Origin of the sequence: Bacteroides ilei (assembly GCF_900128495.1) — a bacterium.
Taxonomy (GTDB): domain Bacteria; phylum Bacteroidota; class Bacteroidia; order Bacteroidales; family Bacteroidaceae; genus Phocaeicola; species Phocaeicola ilei.
In genome coordinates this window covers 3036534-3058553 of sequence record NZ_LT635801.1, presented here as the reverse complement: position 1 = coordinate 3058553, position 22020 = coordinate 3036534, and the positions used below count along the sequence as shown (strand labels likewise).

The following is a 22020-nucleotide window of genomic DNA, read 5'->3' as shown; positions in this document are numbered from 1 at the left end:
ACACCGACAGGTTACCAGAATAATATTATTGTATTTGATTCCTACCACAATAATAACCAATCGGACAATCCATAAATGATCGGACAAAATTCCCGTTAAAGATCCAATTTTTTTATATTGTTCCATCGATTATTTTATGACTTTTAACCAGATAAATCAATGTTATTAAGTATCTTTATCCCATAAATCCCTTAAATAAACATACAAAAAATAAAAAACAATTATGAAATTCACACGATTACTGCTGGTTGCTATTGCATGGATAGGAGGATTCATCTTCACAGGATGCAACAATGACAGCAATGAAAACGATATGTCTCCCGACCAGACAACAACTCCTACCTACGACATGCAGGGTTTCCCAAAAGGTGCAGACGTTAGCTGGTTGACAGAAATGGAACAGGCTGGTAAACAATTCTATTCTCCTGAAGGGACTCCGACAGAATGTATGACACTATTACGTGACCTGGGTATAAATTCCATACGACTACGCGTATGGGTCAATCCGCAGGACGGATGGTGCAACAAAGCCGATGTACTGACAAAAGCGAAACGGGCACACCAACTGGGATTCCGGATAATGATTGACTTCCATTATAGCGATACATGGGCCGATCCGGGCAATCAAACCAAGCCTGCGGCATGGAACAGTTATTCCTTTACAGAGCTCAAAGAAGCAGTGTCCGAACATACCCAAGACATCCTGTCGGCATTGAAAGCAGAAGATATTGAAGTAGAATGGGTGCAGGTAGGAAATGAAACCCGCAACGGAATGCTTTATCCCGACGGACAAGCCGACAAGCATCCGACGCAATTCGCACAACTTGTGACAGCAGGCTATAACGCGGCAAAAAAAATTTATCCCGATACAAAAATTATTGTACACAATGACCGGGGAAACATCTATGACAATTTTGAATGGCTTTTCGATATTCTGAAAAACAATGGAGGTAAATGGGATCTGATCGGTATGTCACTCTATCCGGATACCTACAATGGAGAAGACTGGAAACAAATGACCGACAGTTGCATAGCGAATATTCGGAAACTGAAAGCCAGATACGGTACTGACTGCATTATCTGTGAAACGGGAATCTCCTGGGACGACAAAGATGCTGAAAGCTTTATGACCTATCTCGTATCACAAGCAGAAGCAACCGCTGGATGCTCCGGTATATTCTACTGGGAACCCGAATGTTATGGTGGATGGAAAGGATATACTAAAGGAATGTTCAACAACGAAGGTTATCCGACACAAGCTTTCAACGCTTTCAAATAAATTTCCGGCCAAAACCTGAAAAACAAAAACAAGAGACATATGAAGTACAGAAAACTTTTAAACGTAGTCTGTTTCCTGCTGGGAACAATCAGCTCACTTTATGCACAGCGCACTGAACAGATGCTGGAAAAAGGATGGAAATTCAGCAAAGGTGAAATCTCCGGAGCCGAATCGGTGAATTATGACGACCGACAATGGCAGAATGTCACCGTACCGCACGATTGGGCTATCTACGGACCATTCGACCGTAATAACGACTTGCAGAACGTAGCCGTTACACAAAATCTGGAAAAGACTGCTTCCGTCAAAACCGGACGGACAGGAGGACTTCCCTACGTAGGCGTCGGATGGTATCGCACGATGTTCAATACCGAACCTGGCAAACAGACAACACTTGTATTCGATGGCGCTATGAGTGAAGCCCGTGTATATGTTAATGGCAAGGAAGCATGTTTCTGGCCATTCGGATATAACTCCTTTCATTGCGATATTACTGATCTGGTCAATCCCGATGGACAGAACAATGTATTGGCTGTCCGGCTCGAGAACAAACCGCAATCGTCACGCTGGTATCCAGGGGCAGGACTATACCGCAATGTGCATGTAATCAGTACCGACAGTATCCATGTCCCGGTGTGGGGAACCCAACTGACAACTCCACATGTATCCAATGATTATGCATCCGTCTGTCTGAAAACAACCATTGAAAATGCCGGAAAGACGGAGCTGGAGGTCCGAACTGAAATCCTTTCTCCAGAAGGGAAAGTCGTTTCCTGTAAAGTAAACAAAGGCTATATCAATCACGGTCAACCTTTCACACAAAATTTCATTGTCGAAAAACCGGAACTATGGTCACCCGAATCACCTGTACTATATAAAGCCGTTTCAAAGATTTATGCGGGAAAGAAACTGGTAGATACCTACACTACCCGTTTCGGTATCCGCTCCATCGAGTTTGTGGCCGACAAAGGTTTCTACCTGAACGGAAAGCACCGTAAGTTCCAGGGAGTATGTAACCACCACGATCTGGGTCCCTTAGGAGCAGCTATCAACGTATCAGCCTTACGTCATCAGTTGGAATTGTTGAAAGACATGGGATGTGACGCTATCCGTACTGCCCACAATATGCCTGCTCCCGAACTGGTGGAACTTTGCGATGAGATGGGATTCATGATGATGCTGGAACCTTTCGATGAATGGGATATAGCCAAATGCAAGAACGGTTACCACCGTTATTTCAATGAATGGGCAGAAAAAGATATGGTCAACATGCTCCGGCATTATCGTAACAATCCCAGCGTGATAATGTGGAGCATCGGAAATGAAGTTCCAACCCAATGCAGTCCTGAAGGATACAAGGTTGCCAAATTCCTGCAGGATATCTGTCACCGGGAAGACCCTACCCGACCGGTAACCTGTGGTATGGATCAAGTAAGCTGCGTACTTGACAACGGGTTTGCTGCCATGTTGGATATTCCGGGATTCAACTACCGTGCTCACCGCTACGACGAAGCTTACGAACGTCTGCCCCAGAACTTGATTCTGGGCTCAGAAACCACATCTACTGTCAGTTCAAGAGGTGTATATAAACTACCTGTAGAGAAAAAGTCAGATGCCAAATATGAAGACCACCAATGCTCTTCTTACGATCTGGAATACTGCAGTTGGTCTAACATTCCAGACATCGACTTCGCACGTGCCGACGATCATAACTGGACATTAGGGCAATTTGTCTGGACCGGATTTGATTACTTGGGTGAACCCAGTCCGTACGATACAGATGCATGGCCCAATCACAGCTCCATGTTCGGTATCATTGACCTGGCTTCTCTTCCGAAAGACCGCTATTACCTCTACCGGAGTATCTGGAATAAAAAAGCAAAGACCCTGCATGTCCTGCCTCACTGGAACTGGGAAGGGAATGAAGGGAAAAAAGTACCCGTTTTTGCCTATACCAACTATCCGTCTGCCGAACTGTTCATTAACGGGAAAAGTTATGGAAAACAGACCAAAAACAATCAAAGCGTAGAAAACCGTTATCGGCTGATGTGGTATAACGCCATATATGAACCAGGGGAAATGAAAGTAGTGGCTTACGATGAACAAGGGAAACCGGCAGAAGAAAAAATAATCCGTACTGCCGGAAAGCCTCATCATCTGGAACTTACAGCTAACCGCAATATACTTACCGCCAACGGAAAAGATTTGGCATACATCACTGTACGTGTGGTCGACAAAGACGGAAATCTCTGTCCTACCGACAGCCGTCTGGTCAAGTTCAAAGTCAAAGGAGCTGTAAGTTACCGTGCGGCAGCCAACGGAGACGCCACTTGCCTCGATCTATTCCACCTGCCCCGCATGCATGCTTTCAGTGGTATGCTTACCGTTATTATACAAGCCGGTGAAAAAGGAGGAACAGCCGAACTGCAAGCTTCGGCCGATGGCGTAAAGACAGGAAAAATTACATTATCAGTTAAATAACGAACCTTAATCATTACAAAGCATGAAAAGACATTATCTGATGACACTGGCATTAGGAGTACTGGCTATGTTTAAAAGCTATGCACAGGATACTCCAGAAACTCCTTCCTTCGCTGTAGGGGCTGATATCAGCTGGATAACGGAAATGGAAGCCAGAGGAGAAAAATTCTACAACTATCAAGGAGAAGAACGCGAATGTACGGCGTTGATGAAGGAATTGGGAGTAAATGCCATCCGCCTACGCGTATGGGTCGACCCTAAAGACGGTTGGAACGGAAAAGAAGATGTATTGGAAAAAGCAGAACGGGCCCACAAATTGGGAATGCCTATCATGATTGATTTTCATTATAGTGATTCGTGGGCAGATCCCGGCCAGCAATTCAAACCTAAAGCCTGGAAAGACAAATCTTTTGAAGAAATCAAGACAGCTTTGGCTACCCATACCCAAGACATACTGAAAGCACTGAAAGCAAAAGGAATTACCCCACAATGGGTACAAGTCGGAAACGAAATCCGTCCGGGACTATTGTGGGATGAAAACGTAAATCTGAGCGGTGCAGCTTACGATGTCAAGGAAAAAGATGTAAAAGGACAGAATTCGACCAGTGAACATATAAAATACCCTAAAAACTTCAAGAATCTGGTAGGGTATGTAAATGCCGGATACGATGCTGTAAAGGCTGTATTCCCCCACTCTATCGTTATCATCCATATCGATAATGCCTGGGATGACCAGACATGGTGGTTTGACCAATTCAAAGAAAATGGAGGAAAAATGGATATGATAGGATTATCACATTATCCGCAGACCAATCCGGACAAGACATGGCAGGAAATGAACCGTCTGGCATTGACACATACTGAAGAATGGGCAAAGAAATACGGTGTAAAGGTTATGATTGCCGAAGTCGGCGTCAAACAACCTTCAGCCGAATCACCTCAGGTTCTGAAGGAATTTATGGACGGTGCGCGCCAGATCAAAGACTGTGCCGGTGTCTTTTACTGGGAACCGGAATCGTCCGGATGGAACGGCGGATATGATATGGGAGCATTCAAGGACGGAAAACCTACCCCTATCATGGATGCTTTCACAAAATAAGATTTCACATAATCCCTGTCCATACATAAAAATCCCCGGTTGGAATACATAATATCCATCCGGGGATTTCTCATATTGTCTATCTATAAGACATATTTATAAACCCAAATCCTTGAACGTACGGGGAGCCGGTGTCTTAGGCAACGGCTTACGGTCTTTTAACTGTTCCAAAGCTACCTCTATAGCCTTTTCAAGCTGTTGGTCCTCTCCCATCTGTTCCTTGACCGGATCATTGTCAATCAGGATATCCGGATCTACACCATGGTTTTCAACAATCCACTGACCGGTATTTGCATCATAATTGGTAAAGAACGGAACACGGATATCTGTACCGTCCATGTAGGGCAAAGAACCGCTGATACCGATAATACCACCCCACGTACGGGTACCGATCACTGTTCCAAGTTTATTGGCCTTGAAACTCCATGGGAACAAGTCACCGTCAGATGCTGAATACTTATTAATCAACAAAACCTTCGGACCATACTGGGTAGCGTCGGGAATAGTCCCGTTCTTGCTCGAAGTACGATACATGGTCATACGATATGGCTTACGGAGCAAACGCTCAATAATCATAGGAGAAACGTTTCCGCCACCGTTGGCACGGTCATCAATAATCAACGCTTCCTTATCAAGTTGAGGATAGAAGTAACGGGCAAATTCATTCAATCCTTCAGGACCCATATCAGGAATATAGATATATCCTACCCGACCCTGTGTCGCTTCTTCTACCCGTTTCAAATTCTTCTGCACCCAATTGTAGTGATATAGCGGATATTCATTATCGGTAGGCGTAACCACCACTTTACGTCCTCCGTCGGCTGCCTGTGTATTGACTGTAAGCTCTGTAAGAACATCAGCTTTACCTATCAACAGTTTATAGATATTGTCCACTGTAGCAGTCGATACGCCGTCAATAGCGGTGATATAGTCTCCTTCATGGATATTCAGACCAACTTCAGCCAACGGCGAACGTAAGCTCTTGCTATAAGGTGCTCCCGGAATAATTCTGTCAATACGGTAATATCCGCTTTTATCACGGCTCAGTTCCGCTCCCAACAATCCCATCGGAATACGTTCCGCACGTTTACATTCACCCGGATTGACATAAGCATGACCGCAAGCCAATTCACCGATCATCTCACTGATAATATAATTCAGGTCGAAACGCGTCTTGGCATATGGAACCAGAACCTGATACTTGGCCTTAATTGCTTTCCAGTCTACTCCATGCATATTCTCCAGATAGAATCCGTCACGATAGGCTCTCCAAGCTTCATCAAAGATCTGTGCCCATTCCTGATTGTAGTCAATGGTGGCCACCATGTCCGACAAGTCGACCGGATCTTTCAAAGTGGTTTTTCCGGTAGAGAACTTAGATACATACAACTTATTCTTCTGGAAATAGACCACATTATCCGAACCGGAATTTCCTGCCAGCATAGCATTTTCTACAACCAGTTCGTCCTTCTGACTATCCAGGTCAAAAGCATGAACATCCCCTTTGCTTTGATACCATATAGTCTTTCCGTCCGAATAAAAATTATAATAGTTGTCGGCATCTAACGGAAGTTTGATGATACGGGCATACATATTGTCTGTATCAACCTTCATTCCGGCATTTTCTTCCTTGCTGCCCTTCTTCTTGTCTGCCGCAACCGCTGTTTCTTCTTCTGTATCTGTCCCTGCGACGTCTTCAGCCAGGAACGGAGACGGAGTGGATTGAGCCAGAGGAACCAGATAGATACCACCCATACGAGTATACACATGATTCCATTCCAGGCGTCCATAAATAGGATTGAAATCTCTATCTGAGCTGAATATCAAGTATTTTCCATCAGAACTGAATGTAGGCTCGGAAGAGTTGTACCATTTTTCCGTCACTGCATATTCCTTACCCGACTTCAAGTTATAGATATATACTACCGACATATCATTCGAAGCCGGTTTTGTATATGTAATCCATTGGCTGTCGGAAGAGAAAGCAACATCCCGGAATTCGGCTTCAGGATTCTGCATCAACACTTTCTTGGTCTTAGAAGCCACATCAACCATAACAATACGGTTCTTACGGTCAGTATACAGAATCATTTTACTATCAGGGCTCCACCCGAAACTACGGATATAAGTATCATTATCTTTAGTCAGCTGCACAGGTTCTCCCCCTTCTGCTGGTTCAAGCCATATTTCGGTTTCACCGGTACGGTCAGAAATATAGGCAATGTATTTACCGTCACCCGACCAGTCGGCATTCCTTTCATGTGCTCCTGGAGTACGGGTGATATTGCGGGTAACTCCTTTTGAAACCGGAACGTCAAAGACTTCCCCCCGGGCAGTTACAGCCAGACGTTTTCCATTAGGTGACAGACTTACAGCTGTCAAATTATCAGAAACATGCTTCTGTTCTGTACGGGCATATACATTTTCTCCGTTCAAAGTAATATGAATCTGCTCAGATTTACGGGTTTTCGGGTCCAAACGGTAAAGGTAACCTCCATGTTCATATACAATGGTCTTTCCGTCCGAACTCGGGAATTTCACATCGTAATCGGTATACTCCGTAACCTTCTCTGTCTGCCCGGTTTTGGTATTATAAACAAACAGATTCATCGTCATGTCACGGTCGGACGCAAAGAAAATTTCGTCCCCTATCCACATCGGGAAAATATCCTGAGCCACATTATTGGTTACGTTAGTCACCTTCTTGGCTTCGGTATCATAAATCCAGATATCGTCAGCCATACCTCCACGATAATATTTCCAGCTACGGAATTCACGGAAAACACGGTTATAAGCCAACTTCTTCCCATCCGGAGAATAAGAACAGAACCCTCCTTCAGGCAATGGAAGTGCTTCGGGCATACCCCCCTCCTTGCCTACCATCCAAAGTTTACCCTGAAAACTATCTCCGATACGGTTACGGTAAACAACCTCCTTACCGTCGCGCGACCAGGTCATGACAATGTTATTCGGCCCCATACGGTCTCCCAAATCATCACGGCTGTTCGTAGACGTATAAGTCAGGCGCTGCGGTTCTCCACCGTCAGCCGGCATCAGATACACTTCCGTATTACCGTCATACTGTCCCGTAAAAGCAATCGATTTACCGTCAGGAGAATAATGGGGAAAAATCTCATACCCCACATGAGAAGTCAGACGCTGTGCCTCACCGCCCGACAATGGAGCACGATACAAGTCACCAGCATAAGTGAACACCACATCGGTTCCATTGGTAGAAGGGAAACGAAGCAGACGAGCTTCATCCGCATGCACAGGAACGGTCAGTCCTGCCGCAAGTACCATAAAACAAAATTCCTTTTTCATAACTCAAAAACTTAATCTCTTATCACAAGCAAAGTTATTCATTTATAGTTTAACAGGATACCCTGAAATATAGATTTTTCTATATTAACCCATTAGTGTCCACTAAAAAATCATAGAAGTTCCTTGAAATTATTGAAATTCAATTTGTTATAGGGGATTTTGGAGAGAACGGATTTGAATTTACTTTTGTGGTAATTTTCAGACCGTTATGCATAAAGACCCATATATTTTTGCCCAATTAGTTAAGTTCCTTGACCGAAGTAAATTCAATCGTATCGTTACAAAGTATGAAGGCGATAAATATATCAAAAGCTATACCTGTTGGAATCAACTACTTACGATGATGTTCGGTCAGCTATCTAATCGAGAGAGTCTCAGAGATTTGATTGTGGCTATGGAAGCTCATGCTGGAAAACTTTACCATCTAGGAATCGGGAAGTCTGTAACTCGGAGCAATCTTAGTAAGGCTAATGAGCAACGTAACTACCGCATCTTCGAAGAGTACGCAACATTCATGATTGCCGAGGCTCGCAAGCGTAGAATCAATAAAATATTCGAACTTGACGGTCATGTTTATGCATTTGACTCTACAACGATTGATCTGTGCCTGTCAGTGTTTGAGTGGGCTAAATTTCGCAAACATAAAGGCGGAATAAAGTTGCATACGCTCTACGATATTGAAGCGGAAGTACCTGCATTTGTGCATATTACATCTGCCAATATTCACGATTCAAAGGCTATGTCTGAGATTCCATACGAATCAGGAGCGCATTACATATTCGACCGAGGGTATAACGATTTCAGCAACCTTAATACAATAAATCGTATAGGCGCTTTCTTCGTTGTACGAGCCAAAACAAATGTACGGATCAAGCCTAAAACCTGGAAACGAAGATTGCCGGAAGGTGTAGTTTCGGATGTAATCGGCTGCTTTACGGTTTATAAAAGTTCTAAGGATTACCCCGAAGAACTTAGAAAACTCATCGTTGAGAATCCTGAAGACGGTACACGATACATCTTTCTGACGAATAATCTTAATGCATCTGCGGAGTTAATATCATCGCTTTATCGAAACAGATGGAGTGTTGAACTGTTCTTCAAATGGATAAAACAACACCTCAGAATTAAGAAGTTTTGGGGAACATCGGAAAACGCTGTACGCATACAAATCTATTGTGCGATAATCACTTACTGCCTAGTAGCAATAGTCCAACACGATATGAAATTAGAACGCAGCATCTATGAAGTTCTCCAAATTCTCGGAATTTCTCTAACTGACAAAACACATCTCAGTGACTTGTTTGACAAATCGAATTTCAAAAATGTCAAAGACCGATATGATTCAAGTGAATCGAATTTATTTAATTTTTAACCTTGTCCATTTTTAGTGGACAGTAGTGATATTAACCATAAACCGAAATATGTGAATAAGATTTCAACATCTTGTTCAATAAATATATATTACTTATATACAATAAATTAAGGGAATAATTAGAACAGATTTAAATAATTTTATCACAATAATTATGAACAATATAATTCCATCAAATGGCATAAAAAAACTTATCACCTGAAACACATCAGGTGATAAGTCGGTCAACAATTAAATCTATTTGAACAATTAGTGGTCAAATTCACTCCAATCTGTCAGGCGCATATCCCCTTTCCTCAGAAAGACTTGGTGCATTCCCAAAGCCGCCGACAGACTGTGCCATGTCTGTCCCTTGTTTGAAATCTTCAGATAATCCCATAACAGCTGTTTATAGTCAGGATGGGCACAATTCTCGATTACAGTCTTGGCACGCTCCATCGGACTCTTTCCACGTAAATCGGCTACACCCTGCTCGGTAATAATCACATTAACCGAATGTTCACTATGATCCAGATGTGAAACCATCGGTACAATGGAACTGATACAACCGCCTTTAGCTGTCGACGGGCAAGAGAAAATAGAAATATAGGCACTGCGGGTAAAGTCTCCCGAACCTCCGATACCATTCATCATCTTAGTTCCACAAATATGCGTAGAGTTCACATTACCATAAATATCAGCTTCAATAGCGGTATTCATGGAAATGACACCAAGACGGCGCACCACTTCCGGACAATTGGATATTTCGGAAGGACGAAGCACTAGTTTATGACGGAAGAAATCCATATTATCATAAATGTCCTGAAGGCAATCATTGGTAACAGTCAGAGAACATGTACTACCGAACTTGATTCTTCCTTCCTTGATCAGCTTGATTACAGAATTCTGGATAACTTCCGTATACATCTCGAACGGAGGGATATTCTGGTCTTTACCTAACGCACTCAACACCGCATTCGCGATATTTCCTACTCCCGACTGCAACGGCAGAAATGTCGAAGGTATAATGCCACGCTTCATATCTGCCGCAAGGAATTCAGCCACATTCCGGCCGATCTTATCAGTAATGGGATCAGGTTCACTGAAGCCACGGGCTTCATCCGGCAAATTGACCTCAACCACTCCGACAATTTTCGAAGGATCCACCTGAATATAAGGAAGGCCGATACGGTCGCTTGGATGTACAATCGGTATCGGACGCCGGAACGGTGGCCGTTCCATCTCATACAAGTCGTGCATGCCGATCATCCTCTTACTATGAGCCGCATTCAACTCTATGATTACCTTATCGGCCAGACGTACGATTGTAGGCGAAATACCTACCCCTGCCGTCAGGAAAATACGTCCGTCGGCGGTCAGTTCACAAGCCTCTATAATCGCCGTATTCACATGTCCCAAAAAACCGGAACGCAAACGTTGGGCAACCTGAGAAAGATGGATATCCGTATAATTGATCTCCCCATTATTGACAGCCTTGCGGAAATCCACGTTCGTAGTATAAGGCGCACGGAACCTGATAGCATGCGCACGCGCCAGAATACCGTCACAAGAATCACCCGTAGACGCTCCTGTAATAATGCCTACCTGAAAAGATTCGCCCTTCGCATGTTTCTCCTCAGCCTGTACCGCCAAAGCTGCAGTAACAGCCTTAGGACTGCCGGCCGGAGTAAAACCGCTCAGGGCAATTATATCGCCATCTTTGATGAGGCTGGCAGCTTCTGCTGCCGTCATGAAGTTGTAACTCATAGTATAAAGGTTTTTTATGTTTAGTTTTACAGATATTAGTATCAAAATGAAATTTCGGTATCACTATTCATACTTCCGGTTGAATATTTCCGAATAAATAAAGGCACGACGTGCATCCGACGGACTGTCCAGCCTTATCTTCTTATGATCATCCACAGACTGTATTTCCCGGGAAGGCCGTTCGGGCATCTTCCTCATTTTCTTCTCTCCAGGAACTGTAGGACCAAGTGCAACACTTTCCTTATCAGAACCCGATACCCTCTGCCCCCGGACCAGAACCACCTCTTCTCCTCCTTCCGGAACATGTTGCTCCGCCGGCTTCCGAGGAGACATCTTCCCGACCCGTTTCCGCTGGTTTTTCATATAACTCTGATATACAGATAATCCGGCTATCAAAACAAAAACAAGTATGGGAATTATATCACTCATAAGGTTATTAAAATGTTAAGGTTCTGTTCAAAGATACTAATAAATATAACATAACATAGATTTTAGCCGATAAACCCGTATCTTTGCATCCGAAATTTATTAAATAATAACATAACAATATGACAAACCAACATCCGGGAACGGACTTTAAATCCGCAACCGAACCAGAATCAAAGAAGCTGTTTATAGAAACTTACGGCTGCCAGATGAACGTAGCCGACAGTGAAGTTATCGCATCCATCATGCAGATGGCAGGCTATTCCCCTTGCGACAATCTGGAGGAAGCCGATGCCGTATTCATGAATACCTGTTCCATACGCGACAATGCCGAACAGAAAATCCTGAACCGCCTGGAATTTTTCCATTCCCTGAGAAAAAAGCATAAACCGTTGATTGTAGGTGTATTGGGATGTATGGCCGAACGGGTGAAAAATGATCTGATCGAGAATCATCACGTGGATCTGGTGGCAGGACCGGACGCATACCTGACCTTGCCCGACCTGATAGCATCGGTTGAAGCGGGAGAGAAAGCCATCAATGTGGAGCTTTCCACAACCGAAACTTATCGGGACGTAATACCGTCACGGATATGCGGCAACCACATTTCAGGATTCGTATCCATCATGCGGGGATGCAATAACTTCTGTCATTACTGCATCGTTCCCTATACCCGCGGCCGTGAACGGAGCCGTGATGTGGAAAGTATTCTGAACGAAGTGCACGACCTCCGACAAAAAGGCTATAAGGAAGTGACCCTATTGGGACAGAATGTCAATTCCTACCGCTTTGAAAAGGATGGGGAAGTAGTCACCTTTCCGATGCTTCTACGTACCGTAGCAGAAGCCGTACCCGAAATGCGTATACGATTCACCACCTCACACCCGAAAGACATGAGCGATGAAACCCTGCATGTAATTGCGGACGTCCCGAATGTATGCAAGCACATCCATCTTCCGGTACAGAGCGGAAGCAGCCGTATACTGAAACTCATGAACCGTAAATATACCCGTGAATGGTACCTGGAAAGGGTAGCTGCAATCCGTCGCATCATCCCAGACTGTGGTCTGAGTACGGATATGTTCACCGGCTATCATTCGGAAACGGAAGAAGACCACCAGATGTCACTTTCACTGATGCGTGAATGTGCCTATGATTCAGCCTTCATGTTCAAGTATTCGGAACGCCCGGGAACCTATGCATCCAAGCATTTACCTGATGACATTCCGGAAGAAGTGAAGATCAGGCGACTGAATGAAATGATCGAACTCCAGAACCAGCTTTCGGCCGAAAGCAATGCCAAGGATATAGGTAAGACCTTTGAGGTTCTGGTGGAAGGCGTATCCAAACGGTCGAAGGAACAGCTCTTCGGTCGTACAGAACAAAACAAAGTGGTCGTATTCGACCGGGGAACCCACCGTATCGGAGATTTTGTCAAAGTAAAAATAACTGAAAGCAGTTCGGCTACCCTGAAAGGAGTTGAAGTAACAGAATAAATATCAGTTAAAATAGAAAGAGCCTGCCGCAGAATACGGCAGGCTGTTTTTTATCTGTCCGCAAGCAAGATTATACTGCCCAAACTATTAAAGAACCTTAACAAGAATAAGCGGATAAACGATAAATTTGTTATTTTGCACCAAATTAGGGAATGAAGTGAATATACTGAAAATCGATATATGCCCGCTATGCGGAAAAAGCCGTTTTGAAAAAGTCATGATCTGTACTGACCATTATGCTACGGGGGAACCGTTCGAGATCTTCCGGTGTAAGGATTGCGGCTTCATGTTCACCCAAAATGCTCCGGATGAAAATGTGATCGGACGGTATTACGAATCTCCCGACTACATTTCACATTCCGACACCCATAAAGGACTGATGAACAAGGTCTATCATGGAGTAAGACAGGTCATGCTATCCCGAAAGGCAAAGCTTATCAGGCATAACTGCGATACCAGCCGAGGAAAGCTGTTGGACATCGGGACCGGAACCGGTTATTTCCCTCATTTTATGGCGGGAAAAGGGTGGGAGGTTTCTGCTATCGAAAAAAGCCAACAGGCCCGCACTTTTGCCAAAGAACATTTCAATCTTGACGTGAAGGGGCCGGAAGCATTGGATGCCTTCCCTCCACAATCATTCGATGTGATCACTCTCTGGCATGTAATGGAACATCTGCAGAACCTGAATGAAACTTGGGAGCGGCTTTCTGTCATCCTGAAGGAGAGGGGAGTACTCATCATTGCAGTCCCTAATCCAAGTTCCTTTGATGCCAGACACTACAAAGAATTCTGGGGGGCTTACGATGTACCCCGCCATTTATGGCATTTCACCCCTTCCGTCATGCAACAATTCGGAGCCAAACACGGATTCAAGCTCTCCGGCCTGCATCCGATGCCGTTCGACGCATTTTATGTTTCCATGCTATCGGAGAAATACCTTGGACGGCGCTGCACGTTCCTCTCGGGAATGTTTACCGGACTGAAGGCTTGGTTTGCTTCCCTGGCTAAGAAAGAACGTAGCAGTTCCATGATTTATGTATTCCGTAAAAAATAAAAGGATATGAGGAAAAAAACAGGTTCCTTTTTTGACATGCAGTTCATTACATCCAGCATCAGCACCATGCTGGTTCTGTTACTGCTTGGGTTGGTTGTGTTCTTTGTACTTACAGCCAACAACCTTTCTGTATATGTACGTGAAAACATCGCCTTTTCCATCCTTATCAGCGATGACATGAAAGAACCGGATATCCTTAATTACCAGAAACAACTGGACGCAGAGCCGTACGTAAAGGAAACCACTTATATTTCAAAGACACAGGCCCTGAAGGAGCAGACGGAAGCCATGGGCACCGATCCTGCCGAATTTCTGGGATATAATCCGTTCACGGCTTCCATAGAAGTGAAACTGAATGCCGACTATGCCAATTCCGACAGTATCGAATGGATAAAAGAGGACATCCTCTCAAACAAGCATGTCATGGAAATAAACTATCCCCAGGACCTGCTTGATGCCGTCAACCGCAATATCCGGAAAATCAGTCTGGTATTACTTGGCCTGGCAGCTCTGCTCACACTCATTTCCTTTGCCTTGATAAACAACACCATCCGTCTGGCAGTATATTCCAAACGTTTCCTCATCCATACCATGAAACTGGTTGGGGCAAGCTGGGGATTCATCCGGAGGCCGTTTATCCTCCGGAATATATGGGTAGGTATTCTGGCGGCCCTCATAGCAGATGCCGCACTGATCGGGATGGCTTATGCATTGGTCAATTATGAGCCCGACCTGCTGGCGGTAGTCACCCCTCAGGTAATGCTCACGGTAATGGGATCGGTATTTGTATTCGGAGTCATCATCACCAGCCTGTGTGCTTTGATTTCAATCAACAAATACCTGAAAATGAAAGTAAGCGAACTTTATTACAAATAGTAGAATAATCATTTAAATTCAAGATCAATCAATATGGACAAAAAGAATTTTGCCTTTGATAAAACAAACTTCATCCTGCTGGCTGCAGGTATGGTGGTCATTATCATCGGCTTTCTGCTTATGACAGGTCCGGGATCGACCGAAACCACCTTCGAACCGGATATATTCAGTGTACGCCGTATCAAGGTTGCTCCAGTAGTGTGCTTCCTGGGATTCATTTTCATGATTTACGGTATCCTACGCAAACCGAAAGATATTTCATCCGATAACCCTGAAAACAATAAGACAGAATGAGTTGGTTTGAAGCGTTAATCCTGGGAATCCTGCAGGGGTTGACAGAATATTTGCCTGTAAGCAGCAGCGGACACCTGGCTATCGGATCCGCATTATTCGGAATTGAAGGGGAGGAAAACCTCACATTCACTATCGTCGTACATGTAGCTACCGTACTCAGCACTTTGGTTATCCTATGGAAAGAAATCGACTGGATATTCAAAGGGCTTTTCAAATGGCAGATGAACGATGAAACGAAATATGTATTGAACATCATTGTGTCCATGATACCGATCGGCATTGTCGGAGTCTTCTTCAAAGACACGGTAGAGGAAATATTCGGATCAGGCTTGCTCATTGTCGGCTGTATGCTGATACTGACAGCAGTCCTGCTCACGTTTTCCTATTATGCCAAGCCACGCCAGAAAGAAAAGATCAGCATACGTGACGCATTCATTATCGGAATAGCACAGGCATGTGCCGTAATGCCCGGCCTGTCACGTTCAGGCAGCACCATCGCCACCGGGCTCCTGTTGGGAAACAAAAAAGAATCCTTGGCACAATTCTCGTTCCTGATGGTTATCCCGCCTATTCTGGGAGAAGCCTTGCTCGACGGAATGAAGATTATGGAAGACGCCTCGTCTGCAAGTGCCGACATAAGTACTCTGTCGCTTGTAATAGGATTCATGGCTGCATTCATTTCAGGATGTATAGCCTGCAAATGGATGATCAATATAGTAAAGAAAGGGAAACTGATCTGGTTCGGTATCTACTGTGCTATAGCAGGTATCATTACCGTCATTACCAGTCTGGTATAATAAATTGACTGAATGAACTTTAAAGAAGGAGAAGTATTGTATTTCGACAAGCCGTTACGATGGACATCGTTCGCGCTTGTGAACAAGATAAGATATCACATAAGCCGCAAGCTTGGTGTAAAGAAAATCAAAGTAGGACATGCCGGAACCCTCGATCCGCTGGCTACAGGTGTCATGATAATCTGTACCGGCAAGGCTACTAAAAAGATCGAGGAATTCCAGTATCACACCAAAGAATATATAGCTACCCTGCAACTGGGGGCAACCACTCCGTCGTACGACCTGGAAAAGGAAATTGATGCCACTTACCCTACCGGACATATTACGCGGGAACTGATAGAAGAAGTCCTGAAGAAATTTGTAGGTACCATCGAACAGATCCCTCCGGCCTTTTCGGCATGTAAGATTGACGGGAAACGGGCCTACGATTTGGCACGCAACGGCGACAATGTGGAGCTGAAGCCTAAAACCCTGGTTATTGACGAGATTGAACTGCTGGAATGTAAGATTCCCGGGAAGGAAAGTGATGAATTGCCGGAAATCAAGATCCGGGTAGTATGCAGCAAAGGGACCTATATCCGTGCCCTGGCCCGGGATATAGGTGAAGCCTTGGACAGCGGAGCCCACCTTACAGGACTCATCCGTACACGTGTAGGAGAAATTTCTCTGAAAGACTGTATGAAAGTAGACGATTTCGAGCAATGGCTCGACCAGCAGGAAATAGAAACAACAAACGATTAAGGAAAGGATACCAAAATGAAACTGTCACAATTCAAATTCAAGTTGCCGGAAGAAAAGATTGCCCTGTATCCGGCCAAGTACAGAGATGAATCCCGACTGATGGTAGTGCACAAATCTACCGGACAGATCGAACATGTCATGTTTAAGGATATCTTAAACTACTTTGACGACAAGGATGTATTTATCTTCAACGATACCAAAGTCTTTCCGGCACGCTTGTATGGCAACAAGGAAAAGACCGGTGCACGTATTGAAGTGTTCCTGTTACGTGAACTGAATGAAGAACTCCGCTTATGGGATGTACTGGTTGACCCGGCACGCAAAATCCGTATCGGGAACAAACTTTATTTCGGTGACGACGATTCAATGGTAGCCGAAGTGATCGACAATACCACGTCACGCGGTCGTACCCTGCGTTTCCTGTATGACGGTCCGCACGACGAATTCAAAAAAGCACTGTATGCATTGGGCGAACCGCCGTTGCCACCGTTCATCCACCGTGCCGCAGAACCGGAAGATACGGAACGTTTCCAGACTATCTTCGCCAAAAACGAAGGAGCTGTTACGGTCCCGGCAGCAGGACTGCACTTCAGCCGCGAACTGATGAAACGCATGGAAATCAAAGGTATAAACTTTGCCTATATTACCATGCACTGCGGACTTGGATGTTTCCGTGATATCGATGTGGAAGACTTGACCAAACATAAGATGGATTCCGAACAGATGTTCGTAGAAGCCGAAGCATGTAAAATTGTCAACGATGCGAAAGACAGCGGAAACAAGGTCTGTGCCGTAGGTACAAGCGTGATGCGGGCTATCGAAACGGCTGTCGGAACCGACGGACATCTGAAGGAATTTGAAGGATGGACCAATAAGTTCATCTTCCCTCCATATGAATTCTCCCTGGCCAATGCAATGGTAAGCAATTTCCACATGCCGCTCTCAACCATGCTGATGCTGGTATGTTCATACGGAGGCTATGAACTGGTTATGGAAGCATACAATGTAGCCTTGAAAGAGGATTATCGCTTCGGTACATATGGTGATGCCATGCTGATTCTGGACAAATAAGACTGAAGCCATGGCAAAAGTTTATTTGGGTCTGGGAACCAACCTTGGCGACAAGAAGGCCAATCTGGATGAGGCCGTCAAACTTATACAAGACAGGATAGGGGAGGTGACTTCCCTATCTTCTTTTTATGCTACCGAGCCTTGGGGATTCCATTCCCCGAATTCATTCCTGAACGCAGCAGCCTGCGTGGAAACCAGCCTTTCACCTCAAGAAGTATTGGCTGTCACCCAACAGATAGAACGTGAGCTGGGACGTCTGAAGAAATCGCATAACGCCGTTTACAGTGACCGTATGATTGACATCGACTTGCTTCTATACGATGATGTAGTACTTGACACACCGGAACTGATATTGCCTCATCCTCTGATGACAAAAAGAAGTTTTGTCATGGACCCCTTAGTAGAAATAGCTCCCGACATAATTCATCCCATCTTACACAAACCGTTGAAGGAACTGAAACCGGAAATTCCGGCAGACAAATAAAAGATATCAGGGAATTATTGTATCTTTGTGCAGATCGTTGGTTCCCGACAGCTTTTTCGGCTTGAAGGATGAAAAGGGAACTGAGTGAAAGTCTCAGACAGTCCCGCTGCTGTGAATCTCCATTATACAACTTTCAGGAAAAGGCTCATACCACTGGCAGACAGTTCTGCCGGGAAGGATCCGGAAAGGGAGTAAGTCAGAAGACCTGCCAACACATAACTTATTAACCGGAAGCGAGGACAGGATGGTTAAACTTATTTCTCTGATTATCCGATTTATCATACACAGACAGAAACTGCCGCCTGCATGGCTCCTGCTCTGTTGTTTCATCGGCTGCCTGCCAGCCGGTGCCCAGACCCGTCTGGACAGCCTGCAACACCTTGACGAGGTAATTGTTACCGCACGTCCTTACCAGAAAGACATTGTACCCGCACAACAGCTTTCGGGTGCACAGCTCCAACGTCTCAGCTCACACAGCGTGGCCGATGCGTTACGGTACTTTTCGGGCGTACAGATTAAGGATTATGGAGGAATAGGGGGATTGAAGACTGTGAACATCCGAAGCATGGGCACCAACCATGTAGGTGTATTCTACGACGGTATAGAATTAGGCAATGCCCAGAACGGGACAGTCGACCTGGGACGTTTCTCGCTCGACAATATGGAAGCGGTCACCCTCTATAACGGACAAAAGAGTTCCATGCTCCAACCCGCCAAGGATTTCGGATCGGCCGGAGTCATCTATCTCCAGTCGAAGACACCCGAATTCGAAGGGAACGAACAGAACCACCTGAAAGCCACCTTCAAGACCGGCTCATTCGGCCTGGTAAATCCGTCTGTCTTATGGGAACATAAGCTGAACAGCAGCATCAATACATCCTTGAGTGCCGAATATATGTATACTACCGGGAAATACCGTTTTACCTACCGCACACAGGATGGATACGATACCACTGCCGTACGTAAGAACGGCGATGTAAAGGCTCTCCGGATTGAAGGAGGACTGTATGGGAAAATCGGCCAAGGATACTGGAGAACCAAGGCCTATTTCTATAATTCGGAACGGGGATACCCGGGAGCCGTAGTCCGTAACCGTTTCTCACACGAAGACCGGCAATGGGACAGCAACTTCTTTATACAAGGTTCATTCAAGAAGGATTTCACATCCTGGTATTCACTGCTGCTGAACGCCAAATATGCCTACGATTACCTGCACTACCTGGCTGATCCCAACAAGGATGCTTCGATGATGTATACTAACAACCATTATTATCAGCATGAAGCGTATGTATCGGTGGCCAACCGTTTTATGCTTGCCTCCTTCTGGGACGTAAATGTATCGGCCGACTGGCAATATAACTTGCTGGACGCCGATTTGCGCGACTTTGCCTACCCTCGGCGGAATACCGGACTGCTGGCTGCCGCCACGTCGTTCAGCTTCGAACAAATTAAGCTTCAGGCAAGTATCCTGGGTACCTTCGTGCATGACCGTACCGCAAACTCCGGTTCCGCCCCCGACAAAACCGAATGGACTCCTGCCGCCGTCTTCACCTATAAGCCGTTCAGGCACGCCGACCTGAACCTGCGGGCATTCTATAAGCGGATTTTCCGTATGCCGACACTGAACGACCTCTACTATACATTCGTAGGAAATGCCTATCTCGATCCTGAATTTACCGACCAGTATGACATAGGGATAACCTACGGCAAACCATTTGAAAACAGTTGGTTACGGCACCTGGAAATACAGGCCGACATTTACTACAATAAAGTAGACAACAAGATTGTAGCCACCCCGACCTCCAATTTCTTCCGATGGACAATGGTCAATCTGGGAAAAGTGGAAATCAGAGGAATCGATATAGCCGCCCAGGCAAGCTGGAAACCCGGAAAAGAAATGCTGTTGAACGGACGCCTGAACTATACGTACCAGAAGGCACAGGATCTTACTGACAAAAACGACGAGTTTTATGGTGGACAGATTCCATACATTCCCTGGCACAGCGGCTCGGCTGCACTCAACCTGACCTGGAAATCCTGGGAAGCCAACTATAGCTTCATCTATACAGGCGAGCGCTATTCCTCTCAGGCTAACCTGCCGGTCAACTATCAGCAGCCCTGGTATACCAGCGACTTCTCATTGTCGAAAACACAACCGGTCTGGTCGGACGAGCTGAAACTGACACTGGAAATAAACAACCTTTTCAACCAGCAATATGAAGTGGTATCCTGTTACCCGATGCCGGGAATCAACTTCAGACTGATTGCCCAATATACATTCTGACGGTTATGCTTATGATATACAGACGGACATATAACACCTATACACGCCTGCTCTTGGTAATAGGAGCGGTATGCATCCTTTTCCTTCTCAACGGATGTAGAAGAGAACTGCCTGTACTGGAATCCGAAAAGGAATACATCACTTATCCAACGGAAACCCGCCGGGTAAAAGGACTTTTCCTTCTCAATGAAGGAAATATGGGAAGCAACAAATGCACCATTGACTATTTCAACATCCGTGAAGGATATTACCTGCGTAACATTTACCCCGAACGGAACCCTGAAATAGTGAAGGAACTGGGTGATGTAGGGAATGACCTGCAAATCCATGACGGAAAGCTTTATGCCGTCATCAACTGCTCGAATTTTGTGGAGGTGATGGATGTGCGGACAGCCCGCCACCTGGGAAGCATAAACATCCCCAACTGCAGGTATATCACATTTTCGGGCGATAAAGCCTATGTAAGCTCATATGCCGGACCTGTACAGATAGACCCCAACGCACGCCCGGGTAAAGTGGTGGAGATTGATACGGAAACCCTGCAGATTACCCGTGAAGTAACCGTAGGCTATCAACCGGAAGAAATGGTTGCTACCGGCGGACGCCTTTATGTGGCCAATTCGGGGGGATATCGTTTTCCTGACTACGACCGGACAGTTTCGGTCATTGACTTGGACAGTTTTCAGGTAGTAGACACCATTGATGTAGCCATCAACCTGCACCGGATGGAACTGGACCGGTACGGACGCATTTATGTCAGCTCCAGAGGAGACTATTACGGTACGGGAGCCGATGTCTTTGTCATTGACAGCCGGACCGGAACTGTAACCGGAAATCTGGGAATCAGTGCCAACGAAATGTATCTGTGCGGAGATTCCATCTATCTGACCGGATCCGGATGGAGCTATACCACTCAAAGCAACCGGGCAACCTATGCCATCTATGACACGAAACAGGGCAGAATAGTCTCGGATAATTTCATTACCGACGGCACCGACCAGGAAATCAAGCTGCCTTATGGAGTAGCTGTCAATCCCGAAACCAAAGAAATATACATCAGCGATGCCACCGATTATGTCACACCCGGATACCTTTACTGCTTTACCCCCGACGGAAAGATGAAATGGAAGGTCCGTACCGGAGACATTCCAGGACATTTCGCATTCACCGACGAAGACTTCTATTAAATAACTCAC

17 protein-coding genes and 1 riboswitch are annotated in these 22020 nt (G+C 45.3%); of the genes, 14 read left to right on the top strand and 3 right to left on the bottom strand.

Annotated features, from left to right (window positions below):
• The first annotated feature begins 223 nt into the window (after positions 1–223).
• Genes BQ7489_RS12950 through BQ7489_RS12940 form a run of 3 tightly spaced genes read left to right on the top strand, consistent with a single transcriptional unit; the run spans position 224 to position 4859 of the window.
• Entirely contained in the window at positions 224–1279 is a 1056-nt protein-coding gene (locus BQ7489_RS12950; RefSeq protein ID WP_072531342.1) for a glycoside hydrolase family 53 protein, read from the top strand.
• 39 nt (positions 1280–1318) lie between these two features.
• Positions 1319–3760 carry a glycoside hydrolase family 2 TIM barrel-domain containing protein gene (locus BQ7489_RS12945; RefSeq protein WP_072531341.1) on the top strand — a complete coding sequence of 814 codons (2442 nt, stop codon included), beginning with the start codon at positions 1319–1321 and terminating at the stop codon, positions 3758–3760.
• 22 nt (positions 3761–3782) lie between these two features.
• Complete coding sequence (locus BQ7489_RS12940; RefSeq protein WP_072531340.1) at positions 3783–4859, top strand: glycoside hydrolase family 53 protein; 1077 nt, start codon at positions 3783–3785, stop codon at positions 4857–4859.
• Positions 4860–4955: 96 nt separating this feature from the next.
• On the opposite strand, the gene BQ7489_RS12935 is transcribed toward BQ7489_RS12940, so the two are convergent.
• Positions 4956–8183 (bottom strand): S41 family peptidase, encoded by a 3228-nt coding sequence (locus BQ7489_RS12935; protein WP_072531339.1) that lies wholly within the window; start codon positions 8181–8183, stop codon positions 4956–4958.
• A gap of 208 nt (positions 8184–8391) precedes the next feature.
• Here BQ7489_RS12935 and BQ7489_RS12930 point away from each other — a divergent pair, with 208 nt between their 5' ends.
• The gene (locus tag BQ7489_RS12930) at positions 8392–9555 is read left to right on the top strand and encodes an IS4 family transposase (protein WP_072529683.1); all 1164 of its coding nucleotides are present in this window, start codon (positions 8392–8394) and stop codon (positions 9553–9555) included.
• A 249-nt stretch (positions 9556–9804) separates the two neighbouring features.
• Here the strand turns inward: BQ7489_RS12930 and BQ7489_RS12925 are convergent, their stop codons facing one another.
• Positions 9805–11301, bottom strand: a complete 1497-nt coding sequence (locus BQ7489_RS12925; RefSeq protein ID WP_072531338.1) for a butyryl-CoA:acetate CoA transferase — start codon at positions 11299–11301, stop codon at positions 9805–9807.
• A 63-nt stretch (positions 11302–11364) separates the two neighbouring features.
• Entirely contained in the window at positions 11365–11730 is a 366-nt protein-coding gene (locus BQ7489_RS12920) for a hypothetical protein (RefSeq protein ID WP_072531337.1), read from the bottom strand.
• A 119-nt stretch (positions 11731–11849) separates the two neighbouring features.
• Between BQ7489_RS12920 and miaB the strand changes: the two genes are divergently transcribed.
• From miaB to BQ7489_RS12870, 10 genes are all read left to right on the top strand, one after another.
• Positions 11850–13223 carry a tRNA (N6-isopentenyl adenosine(37)-C2)-methylthiotransferase MiaB gene (miaB, locus tag BQ7489_RS12915; RefSeq protein WP_072531336.1) on the top strand — a complete coding sequence of 458 codons (1374 nt, stop codon included), beginning with the start codon at positions 11850–11852 and terminating at the stop codon, positions 13221–13223.
• Between the two features lie 157 nt (positions 13224–13380).
• Positions 13381–14277 (top strand): class I SAM-dependent methyltransferase, encoded by an 897-nt coding sequence (locus tag BQ7489_RS12910; protein ID WP_072532190.1) that lies wholly within the window; start codon positions 13381–13383, stop codon positions 14275–14277.
• A 6-nt stretch (positions 14278–14283) separates the two neighbouring features.
• Positions 14284–15153 carry a cell division protein FtsX gene (locus BQ7489_RS12905; RefSeq protein ID WP_072531335.1) on the top strand — a complete coding sequence of 290 codons (870 nt, stop codon included), beginning with the start codon at positions 14284–14286 and terminating at the stop codon, positions 15151–15153.
• A 33-nt stretch (positions 15154–15186) separates the two neighbouring features.
• Entirely contained in the window at positions 15187–15447 is a 261-nt protein-coding gene (locus tag BQ7489_RS12900; RefSeq protein WP_072531334.1) for a DUF3098 domain-containing protein, read from the top strand.
• Entirely contained in the window at positions 15444–16244 is an 801-nt protein-coding gene (locus tag BQ7489_RS12895) for an undecaprenyl-diphosphate phosphatase (protein ID WP_072531333.1), read from the top strand. Before BQ7489_RS12900 ends, BQ7489_RS12895 begins: the two co-directional genes overlap by 4 nt.
• A 12-nt stretch (positions 16245–16256) precedes the next feature.
• Positions 16257–16985 (top strand): tRNA pseudouridine(55) synthase TruB, encoded by a 729-nt coding sequence (gene truB, locus BQ7489_RS12890; protein WP_072531332.1) that lies wholly within the window; start codon positions 16257–16259, stop codon positions 16983–16985.
• 15 nt (positions 16986–17000) lie between these two features.
• Positions 17001–18056: a tRNA preQ1(34) S-adenosylmethionine ribosyltransferase-isomerase QueA gene (gene queA, locus BQ7489_RS12885; RefSeq protein WP_072531331.1), complete on the top strand. Its 1056-nt coding sequence runs from the start codon at positions 17001–17003 to the stop codon at positions 18054–18056.
• Between the two features lie 10 nt (positions 18057–18066).
• Positions 18067–18540 carry a 2-amino-4-hydroxy-6-hydroxymethyldihydropteridine diphosphokinase gene (gene folK, locus BQ7489_RS12880; protein ID WP_072531330.1) on the top strand — a complete coding sequence of 158 codons (474 nt, stop codon included), beginning with the start codon at positions 18067–18069 and terminating at the stop codon, positions 18538–18540.
• A gap of 21 nt (positions 18541–18561) precedes the next feature.
• Positions 18562–18767: riboswitch (cobalamin riboswitch) on the top strand.
• 17 nt (positions 18768–18784) lie between these two features.
• Positions 18785–20824 (top strand): TonB-dependent receptor, encoded by a 2040-nt coding sequence (locus BQ7489_RS12875; RefSeq protein ID WP_072531329.1) that lies wholly within the window; start codon positions 18785–18787, stop codon positions 20822–20824.
• 11 nt (positions 20825–20835) lie between these two features.
• Positions 20836–22011 carry a YncE family protein gene (locus BQ7489_RS12870; protein WP_072532189.1) on the top strand — a complete coding sequence of 392 codons (1176 nt, stop codon included), beginning with the start codon at positions 20836–20838 and terminating at the stop codon, positions 22009–22011.
• Positions 22012–22020 lie beyond the last annotated feature (9 nt).